This window comes from Gordonia sp. McavH-238-E, from assembly GCF_022348225.1.
In the GTDB taxonomy this organism is placed as follows: domain Bacteria; phylum Actinomycetota; class Actinomycetes; order Mycobacteriales; family Mycobacteriaceae; genus Gordonia; species Gordonia terrae.
The window spans coordinates 1-11,805 of sequence record NZ_JAKRFE010000008.1 but is presented as its reverse complement, the minus strand read 5'-3'; the positions used below and the strand labels follow the sequence as shown (position 1 = coordinate 11,805).

Below are 11,805 nucleotides of genomic sequence, written 5' to 3'. Positions count from 1 at the left end.
GATCGATCAACAGGAGTGCCGATGTCCGTCCGAGTTCCGCAACGAATCCTGGTCGCCCCGAGTGGTTTCAAGGAGAGCCTCGACGCCGTGTCGGTGGCCGGTGCCATCGCCGCGGGGGTCCGGCGCACGCTCCCCGGGGTGCGGGTCGACATCGCGCCCATCGCCGACGGCGGCGAGGGGACGGCGCGCATCCTGGCCGCCGCGGGCAACGGGCGGCTCCACGAGCTGACCGTCTGCGGCCCCACCGGCGATCCCGTGCAGTCGCACTGGGCCGAGGTGGGCGTCGGCCGGAATCGCATCGGTGTCGTCGAGATGGCCGCCGCCGCGGGACTGGCGCTCGTCCCGGCGGGTCAGCGGGATCCGGGTGCGACCACCACCTTCGGTGTCGGACAGTTGATCGCCGCCGCGCTCGATGCGGGTGTGTCGGCGATCCTCGTCGGCTGCGGCGATTCGGGCACGTGCGACGGCGGTGCCGGGGCGCTCCAGGCCCTCGGCGCGCGCGTTCTGGATGATGCCGGGCACGAGATCGGCCGCGGTGGTGGTGAACTCGCACGCGCGGCGTCGCTGGATCTGACCGGTCTGCATCCCCGCCTCCGTGAGACCGAGATGGTGATCGCGGGCAATCCGCACAACGTCCTCACGGGGCCGAACGGTGTCGCGCGAGTCTTCGGACCGCAGAAGGGGGCGACGCCGGCGCAGGTCGACTCGCTGGCGGCTGCGCTCGACGTCTGGGCGGACGTCCTGCAGCGGGACGGGCTGCCCGACATCGACTATCGCCACGGGGCCGGTTCCGGCGCCTCGGGTGGCCTCGGTGCGGGACTCGCCGCGATCGGCGGAATCCTGCGATCACGGTTCGACGCCCTGCTCGATTCCGGCCTGTCGGGTATCGACCTCGATCATCGGATCGGCAAGGCCGACCTCGTGATCACGGCCGAGGGTTCCATCGACTTCCAGACCCCGCACGGGAAGGTGCCCGCCGAGGTCGCCCGCCGCGCCCAGTTGCGAGGTGTGCCCGTGGTCGCGCTGGCCGGCTCGCTCGGTGATGGCGCGCCGTCGGTCCACGACGTCGGGATCGGGGCGATCGCATCGATCATCGCGGTACCCATGCCGCTGTCGGAGGCCGTCGCCAACGGCGAACAACTTCTCGCCGACGCCGCCGAGCGCACGATGCGGATGATCCTCCTCGGCGCCGCGGTCTCGGCCCGCGCGGGACAGCGGAAGCGGAAGAAGGCCGTCTGACCGGTTTGCAAATCCACCACTTTTCGGCGTATCCACACCCTTCAGAAGGGGTGGATGTGCCGAAAAGTGGTGGACGTGCGGTTCGGTTGCCGAATGCCGGTGCGCTGGACGTACCGGTGGGGGCCGGTAGTCTTCGCGGCGTGACGAACTCGCCATATCAACCGGGGGACCCGCGATACGGGCCACAACCACAGCCCGGGCAGTATCCGCCGCAGGCCGGGTACCCGCCACCGAATCAGCACTACGGTGCTCCGCCACCGAACCAGGTGCCCTATGGCACGCCGCCGCCCTATCAGGGTGGCCCGATGCCGGGTGGGATGTACCCACCGGGGCCGCCGTTCCCACCGCCGCCGAAGAAGAAGCGCACCGGATTGTGGGTCGTGCTGGGCGTCGTGGGCGTACTGCTGCTCATCGTGATCGCCGGCGGCGTGGCGAGGGTGTTGTTGTCCGCGTCGCAGGGTGGTGGGATCTCGGACGTCAGTGACGTCGAGGCGGGCGAGTGCATCGTCGTGACCGCGGAACCGGACACGCTCAAGGCCAAGGAAGTGTCGTGCGGCGACACCGACTTCCACTACGTCGTCGCGGAGAAGTCCATCACGCAGGGACTGTGCGGCGCCAACTACTCGCGCTACTGGGTGGCGGGCCAGGATGGTGCCCTGTGCCTTGCGCCGGTGTACCAGGAGGGGCGTTGCTACTACCTGCCGGCCGCGACCACCGGCACTGCCCTCGCCGAGATCCGTGAGATCGAATGCGGTGCACCGGTTTCCGGCGGAACAAACATCCGCGTCGACACCAAGGCTTCGGGTGAGCCCGAGTGCCCCGATGCAGATGGCAGCTATTTCGCGGACAAGCCGCGGCCGGTCGGATACTGCTTCAGCGTCATCGAGTGATCTGCGTTTCGACGCAAAGAAGAACTCCCACCGGCGGATTCGCCGGTGGGAGTTCTTGGTTAAGGCGTCAGCAGCTCAGAAGGCCGCTTCGTCGAGCTCCATGATGTCCCTCGGCGGGCGGCCTTCCGTCTGACTCCTTTTGCCTCAGAAGGCCGCTTCGTCGAGCTCCATGATGTCGTTGTCGATGTTCTCGACGGTGACGCGGACCGCGGTGAGCAGCGGCAGCATGTTCTTCGCGAAGAAGCTCGCCACGGCGACCTTGCCCTCGTAGAAGGACTTGTCGGCGTCGGAGGCCCCGTTGTCGAGGGCCGCGAGAGCCACCTCGGACTGGCGGAGGAGCAGCCAGCCGATGAGCAGGTCGCCGACCGCCATCAGGAAGCGGACCGAACCGAGTCCGACCTTGTACAGCTCGGCCGAGTTCTCCTGTGCCGCCATCAGATCGTTGGTCAGCGAGGCGGCCATTGCCTGCACGTCGTCGAGTGCGGTCTTCAGCAGTGCCCGCTCGGTCTTCAGCCGGCCGTTGCCCGCCTCGGAGTCGATGAAGGTCTGGATCTGTCCGGCGACGTGTGCGAGGGCCTGGCCCTTGTCGCGGATGATCTTGCGGAAGAAGAAGTCCTGGGCCTGGATGGCCGTGGTGCCCTCGTAGAGCGAGTCGATCTTCGAGTCACGGATGTACTGCTCGATCGGGTAGTCCTGAAGGAAGCCCGAACCGCCCAGCGTCTGCAGCGACTCGTGACCGAGGGTGCCGTAGGCGCGCTCGGAGCCGACGCCCTTGACGATCGGGAGCAGCAGATCGTTGACGCGGTGGGCCATCTCGGGATCGGCGCCGGAGACGATCTTCGCGGCGGCGGTGTCCTGATGCGACGCGGTGTAGAGGTAGATCGCGCGCAGACCCTCGGCGTAGGCCTTCTGGGTCATCAGCGAACGACGCACGTCGGGATGATGGGTGATCGACACGCGCGGTGCGGCCTTGTCGGTCATCTGCGTCATGTCCGCACCCTGGATACGCTCCTTGGCGTACTCGAGCGCGTTCAGGTAACCGGTCGACAGCGTCGAGATGGCCTTGGTGCCCACCATCATTCGCGCGTGCTCGATGACCTCGAACATCTGCGCGATACCCTTGTGGACGTCGCCGACGAGCCAGCCCTTGGCGGGGGTGCCGTGCTGACCGAAGGTGACCTCACAGGTGGCCGACGCCTTGATGCCCATCTTGTGCTCGACGTTGGTGACGTAGACGCCGTTGCGCTCGCCGAGTTCGCCGGTCTCGAAGTCGAAGTGGAACTTGGGCACGAAGAACAGCGACAGGCCCTTGGTGCCCGGCCCGGCGCCCTCGGGGCGGGCGAGCACGAGGTGGAAGATGTTCTCGGTCATGTCCTGATCGGCCGAGGTGATGAACCGCTTCACGCCGTCGATGTGCCAGGAGCCGTCCTCCTGCTCCACGGCCTTGGTGCGTCCGGCGCCCACGTCGGAGCCGGCGTCGGGCTCGGTCAGCACCATGGTGGCGCCCCAGCCGCGCTCGGAACAGATGGCGGCCCACTTCTTCTGCTCATCGGTGCCGTTGTTGTAGAAGATGTTGGCGAAGCCGGCGCCGGCGGCGTACATGAACACGGGCGGGTTCGCGCCGAGGATCATCTCGCCGATCGCCCAGTACAGCGACCGGGGAGCGGGGAGTCCGCCCAGTTCCTCGGCGATGCCGATCTTGTCCCAGCCGCCTTCGACCAGGGCGTTGTAGGACTTCTTGAAGGACTCGGGGATCGTGACGCTGTGCTCGTCGGGATCGAAGACCGGGGGATTGCGATCGGCGTCGACGAAGGACTCGGCGATCGGACCCTCGGCCAGCGCGCGGACCTCGCGCAGCATGTCGACGGCGGTCTCGCGGTCGAGGTCACCGAAGTCGCCGGACTCCAGTACCTTGTCGAGCTCGAACAGTTCGAAGAGGTTGAACTGCAGGTCGCGCATGTTGCTCTTGTAATGGCCCATGGTGGTTCCTTGTCTGGTGTGGCCGTCTGCGTTGGCATCCTCGACCCGGTCCGATCGCTCACAGATGTGTGCGTACCGGCCGGGTGAGGGGCCTGGTCGGTCCGAGCTATGTTACTCGCCGGTAACCCTAGAATAGCCCCATCTTCTCGCCGGATCAATCGGAAGATGTGTGATCTGCGCCCGCGGGTACGACGACGAGAATCGCCCAACGCCGACGCGCCGCCCGGATCTGCGCTGCAATGGGTGAATGCGCAGATCTCCCACCGCCGGACGCCGAAATGTGGTGGTCGTTCCGGCGAGCATCGTGACCGTGATCCTCGCCCTGGCCGCCGGGTTGCTGGTGAGCGTCGCTCCCGCCGAGGCGGCGCCCAAGCCGACCTGGGACGGCGTGTACTCGCTCAAGCGGTTCGCGGCTTCCAAGACCGGGACCAGCCTGGCGGCACGCCAACGCGAACCCGACTTCTCCGACGACTACACCTTCGACACCGATTGTGTGCGCACCCGATGCGTCGCAACCGTCGTCGGCGGACCCAAGCCGGCCAACCCGACGCTGCCGCAACCGCCGCGATACACCTGGCAGAACGGTTCCTGGGTGCATCGCTACAGCTGGCAGTGGGATTGCTGGCAGGGGGTCGGCGTGCCCAAGGTGTGGCGTCCGGCGCGGTCGGTCGCCACCTACAAGCCGCAGAGCGACGGATCCCTGAAGGGCGTGTGGCGGACCACGATCTACGGCGGGCCCTGCCGGGGGACGGTCGTCATGAACGTCGCCGCCTACCCGGTCCGGTGACGTGACGAACTACAGCGACTCGCGCAGATAGGCGAGGTCGTCGGGGATGCCGTCGCCCGGCGTCTCCAGGATGACCGGCGCGCCCGCCGCCTCGGCGACCGCGACGAGGACCTCGGGGTCGATGTGGCCCGACGCGAGGTTGGCGTGCCGGTCGCGGCCGGAGTCGAACTCGTCGCGAGAGTTGTTGAGATGCACCAGATCGATCCGGCCGGTGATCTGGCGGACCCGCTCGACGAGCCCGACGAGGTCTTCGCCGCCCGCCCAGGCGTGGCACGTGTCGAGACAGAAGCCCGCCTGATCGAAGTCGCCGACGGCCTCCCAGAGGCGGTCGATGGACTCCAGCGTGCGCGCCATCGCATGGTCGCCGCCCGCGGTGTTCTCGATGAGAATCGGGACGCCGAAGCCGCCTTTGTCGACCTGACGGTCGAAGAGCTTGCGCCAGTTGGCGAAACCCTCGGCGCTGTCCTCGCCGTCGCGCAGATGGCCGCCGTGGACGACGAGTCCGAAGGCGCCCAGCTCGGCGGCAGCGGCCGCCTGCTGTTCGACGGCCTTGCGCGACGGCATCCGCAACCGGTTGTTCAGGCTCGCGACGTTGATCTGGTAGCTGGAGTGCACGACGACGTCGATGTCGGACTCACGGAACTCCGCCGCCCGAGGGTTGGGCTGCGGCTTCTTCCAGCTCTGAGGGTCTGTGACGAACATCTGGAAGACGTCGATCCCGAGTTCGGCGGCCGTGGCCAGTGGGTCGGCGTCCTCGCGAAGATGTGCTCCGATGCGCATGCGACAACGATAGTTGCCCTCACCGACGGGCCGACGCCCCCGTCGACGCCGATACGCGGACACGCCCGAAGAGGGGCGACGTTCGTCCGGCCGCGTCTCGACCCCGGACCCGCGCGTCACTCACCCAGGCACGGCTCGGTCTCGATGGTGATCGGCACCCCGGGGGCGATGAGGAGCCGACAGGGTGCCGCGCTGTCGTGATAGAGGTTCAGCCACTCGTGTCCGCGGGTCCCGTCGGCGTAGACCGCGTCGAGGGTGCGGTTCAGGCGGGCCTCCGCCTCCTTGTTGATGATGTAGCGCTGGTCGCCGTAGCGCAGGTAGCGATTGGGCACCGAGACCTCCTTCAGGGGATCGACGCCTCCAGTGTGATCCACAACACCCCGCCGGGCGAGGCGTCCGAGAAAACCGCCGAAGGCGCGGGTCGGGTGCGTGCCGCCTCGCCGAAAGCGCTCGAATCCGACATGCCTGGCCGTCGGGTGGCTCGCCAACGGGAGATGGCCATTACACTGACGGCAGGTTAAGTGGGTGGTTGCCCTGCGGGGTGTGACAGGCGGGGTTGTGTCGGGTGAGTGTCGACGAGTCGGTGGGCGTCCCGCAGCCGGGCAGATCTTCCAAGCGCGATGAGCGCGAGAGTGCCGAGACGACCACCGCCACATCGGATTCCTCGGTCGACACCGAACGCGACGACGCCGACCGCGACGACACCGGCCCGGCGGGAGTGTCCCCGGTCCTCGACGATCTGGCCGCCGCGGCCGAGATGGAGGCCGACCCGGAGAGCCGTCGTGATCTGACGATGGTCCGACGCATCGCGATCGGCGCCTGGATCGTGCTGATGGCGGTGCACGTCGCGCTCTACGGCCTGGCCTTCGACCGCACGCGCCTGATCGTCCTGATGTGCCTGGGACTCGCGGCCGCCTGCATCGGCCGGCGCAAGTTCATCACGATCCTCATCGACTGGGCGCCGTTCGCGCTGATCCTGATCCTCTACGACTGGACGCGCGACGTCGCGCGCATCGTCGACATGCCCACCCACTGGCATCTGGCGATCGATTTCGACGCCTGGCTGACCGGTGGGGTCAATCCCACCGCGTGGCTGCAGGAGCACCTCAAGCAGGCGAGCCCGCCCTGGTGGGAGGTCATCGTCAGCGTCGTCTACATGTCGTACTTCATCATTCCGTACGCCGTCGCGGCGGTGTTGTGGCTGAAGGATCGGGCCGCGTGGCGTCGCTACGCGGCGTGCTTCGTGGCGACGACGTTCCTCGCCCTCGTCGGGTACACGCTCGTCCCGGGCGCTCCGCCGTGGGCCGCCGCGCGTTGCACCGCCGCCGAGGTCCAGGACTTCCCACGCGACCCCATCTGCATGTACTCGCCCGAGGCGAAGGAACCGGGCGGGCTGCTCGGCCCGCTCGACAACGAGTACCCCGACGCCAATCCGTACGTCGAACGGATCTCCGCGCGCGGTTGGGGCTTCCTCAACATCCACGCGGCGTCGAACCTGGTCGAGGTCGGGCAGGGCAAGTCCAACCTGGTGGCCGCGATCCCGTCGCTGCACGCCGGTCTGACGATGCTCCTCGCGCTCTTCATGTGGCCACGCGTGAAGGCATTGGGCAAAACACTGTTCATGGGCTACGCGCTCGCGATGGCGTTCGCCCTGGTGTACACGGCCGAGCACTACATCTTCGACATCGTGCTCGGATGGGCGCTGGCCGCGGCGGTGGTGGCGACCTATCAGATCATCGACCGCAGGATACTGATCCCACGTCAACGCCGGCGAGCCGCCGAGGAGGCGGCCGAATCGGGGGACGATCCCGTTCCCGATGACGCCAGGGCGTCGACGTCGGCATCGTGACCTCGTAACCTGGCCACCGTGAGTCGCCGCCGTGAGACCGGTCGCGGCGCCGAGGTCCGGCGCCGCGGGCTCATCCTCGCGCTCGCAGTCGCCGTGATGCTGATGCACACGGTGGTGTCGGGCCATCCCGGCGCCGGCGCCGGGAGCGAAGCGAGCGAGCCGGGACGATCTGACCGCGGTATGTCGCACCACGCGGACCATTCGGCGTTCACCTCGTCGTCGACGATGACCGCCGCACCCGAGATGACCGGGACCGACGACTGCGGCGAACACTCCCACGACTGCGTCTTCATCCGCGCCTCGGGTGTCGACCTCCCGGCCGTGGTGCTCGTGTTGCTCGTCTGGTCGCTCGCCGTTCTGCCACGAATCTCCGACACCGCGCGACGACGTACGACGGTCCTGGGCCGACCGCCGCCGTGGGCCGTGTATTCCCATCTGCAACTACAGGTGATTCGCTGCTGAGGTGACCCCCGCGGACCGCTCGGTCCGTCATGCCGTCATCTCTTCTCGCCCTGGCCGGCCGTCGCGCCCGCCGGGTGTTCAACAAGCAGCAAGGAACTCACTCATGCACGCACACAACACCTCTCGACGCCGAATCCGCGCGGTAGCAGCCATCGGGCTGACCGCGGCGGGACTCATCGCGATCGCGGGTTGTTCGCCCGACGAGTCGCCGAGTGGCACTCCGTCCGCGTCCATCTCGGTGTCGGAGTCGGCCACGGCGTCCGCGTCGGCGTCGGCTGCCCACAACGAGGCCGACGTCGAATTCACCTCCACGATGATCGGACATCACCGGCAGGCCGTCGCGATGGCCGAACTCGTCGAGGGCCGTACCGACAATGCGGAGCTGATCGCCCTCGCATCGACGATCGAAAAGGCGCAGGATGCCGAGATCGAGCAGATGGAGGACCGGCTCGAGAGTTGGGGCGTCGGTACCGACGATCCCGACGACAGCCACGAGAACATGGGGCATGGCGGTCACTCCGCTATGCCCGGCATGCTCAGCCCGGACCAGATGACCGCCCTGCGGGACGCGCGCGGCACGGAGTTCGACCGGTTGTGGCTCGAGGGCATGATCCGGCACCACGAGGGCGCCATCGCGATGGCCGATGCGGTACTCGCCGACGGCGTCGACCCGGCGACGAAAGCTCTTGCCCAGGAGGTCAAGAGGACTCAGCAGGCCGAGATCGATCAGATGACGGGCATGCTCGGCCAGAGCTGATCGTCCCGGGAGACGGCGTCGGGGCGGTTGTGTCCGGAATCGGACGTCAACCGCCCCGACGTGTCGGTGGCAGGGGTCGAGCTCAGCCGCGTCGGAGCGGGAGCCGCATCAGATAGACCTGGTACCCGATGGAGATCGAGTAGGTGAAGTAGAGCGTGCTGCCCTTCGACCACGGATGGATGTAGGGCGCGTAACCCGTGTACGGGTCCACCGAGGGTGCGACGATCTCGCCGGAAGTCCATGGGCCCCAGGGGTTGTCGGCGGTCCGCAGGGTGACGCCGACGTCCTGGCTGGCCAATGAGATGTACTTGCCGAGGTAGTCGTTCCACTGCACCGACAGTTCACCGGTCGGCGCGCCCATCACCGGGGTGGCGGCATCGGGGTTGCCCGGAACCCACCGGCCGTAGGAGAAGTACTGCCACTTGCCGAGATTCTCGATGTCCTTCTCGTCCACGCGCGCGAGATAGACGCCGCCCCAGCGTCCGTCGGGAGTGCCGTAGTAGTAGACGGTCTTGCCGACCTTGAGGAAGGCGCCCATCTGGAACTTCTTGTTGCCGCCGCCGTTGGGGCGGAAGGCGTTCACCGCTCGCCAGTTCTCGCCGTTGTCCGAGGAGGAGACCAGGCCGGCCCAGTTGGTGGTCCAGATGCCCGGCGAGTCCCAGCGTTTCACCGACATCACGGTCATGTACTGCTTGCCGTTGGCGGCCACGCCGGCGGTCGGGATGATGGTGACCTCGCGCCGGACGTTCGGCTTCAGCAACCGCTTGGCATGTCCGGGGCGGCCCGCGTGTGAGGTGAATGTCATGCCGTCGTTGAGATGCCGGTCGGTGCTCCGGAGCAGGACGTTCGACCGCCAGTAGAAGAGCTCGCCGTACAGCAGGGACCATCCGTTGAACGACTGGGTGTCGCCGAAGGCCGTGAGGATCTCGCCCCGTCCGTTGTCCCACATGACACCGAGATCGGTGCCCACGATGTTGAACCGTCCGATCGTGTCGTTCATGGCGAACGGGCCGGTCAGCCGGTTGACGATGGTCGCCGGGCCGTTGGCGTAGCGGGCGGCGTGAGCGGGTGAGGCGGCCAGGGTGGTCGTCAAGGCAACAGCCAGTACAGAGACGACAAGACCCAGGAAAAGCCGTGAGAGGCGCCGTGTCATGGCCGTGACCTTATCAAGACCTGAGAGAGATGTGTGAGGTGCACTACGGTGCTTTGCACGGCTAAATGTCGTGTGGCCTCAGGCTTCCCGATAGCGCTCCGAGGTGTCCACGGTGGTGAAGTCGATCTGCGCCGCGGCGTTGTTCACCGCGGTCACCAGCGCGGTCCCGAACATCCCATGCGCGTCGAAGAGGCCCGCGTTGCTGACCGAGACGCCGTCGTCCTCGATGTGGACGTCGGCCTCGACGCCGATCCGCTCACCCGACGGCAGCCGGCTCAGGGCAACGGTGAGGTCGCAGTTGATGAAGCCGATGCCGGTGGTGCCCCAGTTCGACACGAGGCTCGCGGACTCGGCGCTGATGACCGCACGCTGGAACGGGGTGAGTTTCTCACCCGCCACGATGGGTGCGGCGCGAGACCACATCCGTTTGCGATGGCCGTTCTGGTGATTCGCCATGTCCCGCTCCCACTCGCCGACGGTGTCGTCCGCGTCGTCGGAGGCGAACCGGGGCGACAGATCGTCGTCGGAGGCGATCTCCGGTGGATGGAAGGTGACCGCGTCCGCGGGGCGATGCCACCGCCGGCCGGGGGGATTGGTCGAGGTGCGCAGGAACACCGTCGTGGCGCGGGCGACGACCACCTCGTCGGCGTCGTCGGGATGCTGCACCACATCGACGTCGAGGACTCGGATGCGGCCGCCGGATCGGACGACGCGGACTCGCGTCGACGTCACGATGTCCCGCGCGGCCTTGAACAGATCGATCGTGCATCGGGCCGGTACGAACTCGTCCCCGCCCGACTCGTGACGGCCGAACTCGGTCTCGACCGCTCGCGCGGCGAGGCCGCACACCGCGGGGCCGTTCAGGGTCCCGGGTGCCCACAGGCTGGCGGCGAAGGTGGTCGGCCGGTACCGGATTCCCTCGTCGGGCCGGCCGTCTCCGCTGATCGGCTCGAAGAACGCGATGTTGGTCATCGTTACTCTTTACCCCCTGTTCATCCGAGGCCGACGACGACGGTCGGGTTTGTGCCACTCCTGCGCGAATAGCGCGCCGAATCCTCCACTGCCCGATAACCTCCGACCATGACTTTCGCCACGGTCTACACCAAACACTTCCCCGACGAACTGGTCGGTGCCGTGCGCACGGCACTCATCATCACGTCAATCGTCGGCATCGTGATCGGGGTCATCGCGATCCTGTGGCCCGGACCGACCATCGTCGTTCTCGCGATCCTGTTCGCGATCTCGTTGATCATCGCCGGCATCTTCCGTATCTACCAGGCGTTCGCGGCGTCGTTCCTCGGCACCGGGGTCCGGGTGATGCTGGGCATCGTGGGCGCAATCGTGCTGCTGGCCGGGGTGATCGCGCTGTTCAGCCCGGGCGACGCGGTCTGGCTGCTCGCGGTGTTCATCGGCATCGGCTGGATCTTCCAGGGCGTCGCCGACCTGTACGCGGCGATCACCAAGTCCGGTCACGCCCCCACCTGGTTCTCGATCGTCTCGGGCATCATCGCGATCATCGCGGGCATCGTGATGATGGTGCTGCCCGCCTTCTCGCTCGAGGTGCTCGCCTGGGTCGGCGGCATCATGCTCGTCGCACTGTCGATCGCCACACTGCTCACGCTGCCGAAGAAGGTCGAGCAGCCGGTCGCCGGCGAGTCGACGGTCTGAGCCGGAACTACGAAAGAGCCCGGTGCGCCCGGAGTGAGCCCTCTAACTGCTCCCTGAGGAGGCCGGAGCTTGCGGAGGCCGTCACGAAGGGTCTTGGTGCGGTGTGTCGCCAACCCTTCGTGGCAGTGAGAATGGGTGTGGTGGTCGTCATGGGTTGAGGCCTGACCTGCTTCGTGGCTGACGGTGCTGTCATGGACGAGATCTGTCGGCCTCACTGCGCTGGCGATCACCGCAACACAA

The 11,805-nt window shown here is 67.4% G+C and carries 12 protein-coding genes; 7 read left to right on the top strand and 5 right to left on the bottom strand.

The annotated features are described in order from the left end of the window. The first annotated feature begins 21 nt into the window (after positions 1 to 21). The gene (locus MHN80_RS13355) at positions 22 to 1,239 is read left to right on the top strand and encodes a glycerate kinase (RefSeq protein ID WP_239402217.1); all 1,218 of its coding nucleotides are present in this window, start codon (positions 22 to 24) and stop codon (positions 1,237 to 1,239) included. A gap of 140 nt (positions 1,240 to 1,379) precedes the next feature. Next, a complete protein-coding gene (locus MHN80_RS13350) occupies positions 1,380 to 2,129 on the top strand; it encodes a hypothetical protein (protein ID WP_239402216.1) in 750 nt (249 codons plus the stop codon). A 144-nt stretch (positions 2,130 to 2,273) separates the two neighbouring features. Here MHN80_RS13350 and MHN80_RS13345 read toward each other — a convergent pair whose 3' ends face one another. After that, on the bottom strand, positions 2,274 to 4,109 hold the full coding sequence (locus tag MHN80_RS13345; RefSeq protein ID WP_004023727.1) for an acyl-CoA dehydrogenase: 1,836 nt from the start codon (positions 4,107 to 4,109) through the stop codon (positions 2,274 to 2,276). 247 nt (positions 4,110 to 4,356) lie between these two features. On the opposite strand from MHN80_RS13345, the gene MHN80_RS13340 reads away from it, so the two are divergent. Beyond that, a complete protein-coding gene (locus MHN80_RS13340) occupies positions 4,357 to 4,896 on the top strand; it encodes a hypothetical protein (RefSeq protein ID WP_239402214.1) in 540 nt (179 codons plus the stop codon). 9 nt (positions 4,897 to 4,905) lie between these two features. On the opposite strand, the gene MHN80_RS13335 is transcribed toward MHN80_RS13340, so the two are convergent. Both MHN80_RS13335 and MHN80_RS13330 read right to left on the bottom strand, forming a co-directional pair. After that, a complete protein-coding gene (locus tag MHN80_RS13335; RefSeq protein ID WP_086534264.1) occupies positions 4,906 to 5,676 on the bottom strand; it encodes a deoxyribonuclease IV in 771 nt (256 codons plus the stop codon). Positions 5,677 to 5,792: 116 nt separating this feature from the next. Then, the gene (locus MHN80_RS13330) at positions 5,793 to 6,008 is read right to left on the bottom strand and encodes a hypothetical protein (protein ID WP_004023724.1); all 216 of its coding nucleotides are present in this window, start codon (positions 6,006 to 6,008) and stop codon (positions 5,793 to 5,795) included. Positions 6,009 to 6,241: 233 nt separating this feature from the next. Here MHN80_RS13330 and MHN80_RS13325 point away from each other — a divergent pair, with 233 nt between their 5' ends. From MHN80_RS13325 to MHN80_RS13315, 3 genes are all read left to right on the top strand, one after another. After that, positions 6,242 to 7,525, top strand: a complete 1,284-nt coding sequence (locus tag MHN80_RS13325) for a phosphatase PAP2 family protein (RefSeq protein ID WP_239402212.1) — start codon at positions 6,242 to 6,244, stop codon at positions 7,523 to 7,525. Between the two features lie 18 nt (positions 7,526 to 7,543). Further along, a complete protein-coding gene (locus tag MHN80_RS13320) occupies positions 7,544 to 7,987 on the top strand; it encodes a hypothetical protein (RefSeq protein WP_239402210.1) in 444 nt (147 codons plus the stop codon). Between the two features lie 103 nt (positions 7,988 to 8,090). Then, the gene (locus MHN80_RS13315) at positions 8,091 to 8,744 is read left to right on the top strand and encodes a DUF305 domain-containing protein (RefSeq protein ID WP_239402208.1); all 654 of its coding nucleotides are present in this window, start codon (positions 8,091 to 8,093) and stop codon (positions 8,742 to 8,744) included. Between the two features lie 82 nt (positions 8,745 to 8,826). Here MHN80_RS13315 and MHN80_RS13310 read toward each other — a convergent pair whose 3' ends face one another. Together MHN80_RS13310 and MHN80_RS13305 are read right to left on the bottom strand one after the other, a co-directional pair. Then, the gene (locus MHN80_RS13310) at positions 8,827 to 9,897 is read right to left on the bottom strand and encodes a DUF4185 domain-containing protein (protein WP_004023720.1); all 1,071 of its coding nucleotides are present in this window, start codon (positions 9,895 to 9,897) and stop codon (positions 8,827 to 8,829) included. 78 nt (positions 9,898 to 9,975) lie between these two features. Further along, positions 9,976 to 10,869, bottom strand: coding sequence for a PaaI family thioesterase (locus MHN80_RS13305; RefSeq protein ID WP_239402207.1), 894 nt, complete (start codon positions 10,867 to 10,869; stop codon positions 9,976 to 9,978). Positions 10,870 to 10,977: 108 nt separating this feature from the next. Between MHN80_RS13305 and MHN80_RS13300 the strand changes: the two genes are divergently transcribed. Then, a complete protein-coding gene (locus MHN80_RS13300; protein ID WP_239402206.1) occupies positions 10,978 to 11,565 on the top strand; it encodes an HdeD family acid-resistance protein in 588 nt (195 codons plus the stop codon). Positions 11,566 to 11,805 lie beyond the last annotated feature (240 nt).

Excerpts from the sequence above, each read along its gene's own strand:
- MHN80_RS13315 (WP_239402208.1), top strand. The coding sequence starts at position 8,091 with ATGCACGCACACAACACCTCTCGACGCCGAATCCGCGCGGTAGCAGCC.
- MHN80_RS13300 (WP_239402206.1), top strand. The coding sequence starts at position 10,978 with ATGACTTTCGCCACGGTCTACACCAAACACTTCCCCGACGAACTGGTC.
- MHN80_RS13345 (WP_004023727.1), bottom strand. The coding sequence starts at position 4,109 with ATGGGCCATTACAAGAGCAACATGCGCGACCTGCAGTTCAACCTCTTC.
- MHN80_RS13355 (WP_239402217.1), top strand. The coding sequence starts at position 22 with ATGTCCGTCCGAGTTCCGCAACGAATCCTGGTCGCCCCGAGTGGTTTC.
- MHN80_RS13305 (WP_239402207.1), bottom strand. The coding sequence starts at position 10,869 with ATGACCAACATCGCGTTCTTCGAGCCGATCAGCGGAGACGGCCGGCCC.
- MHN80_RS13310 (WP_004023720.1), bottom strand. The coding sequence starts at position 9,897 with ATGACACGGCGCCTCTCACGGCTTTTCCTGGGTCTTGTCGTCTCTGTA.
- MHN80_RS13340 (WP_239402214.1), top strand. The coding sequence starts at position 4,357 with ATGCGCAGATCTCCCACCGCCGGACGCCGAAATGTGGTGGTCGTTCCG.
- MHN80_RS13335 (WP_086534264.1), bottom strand. The coding sequence starts at position 5,676 with ATGCGCATCGGAGCACATCTTCGCGAGGACGCCGACCCACTGGCCACG.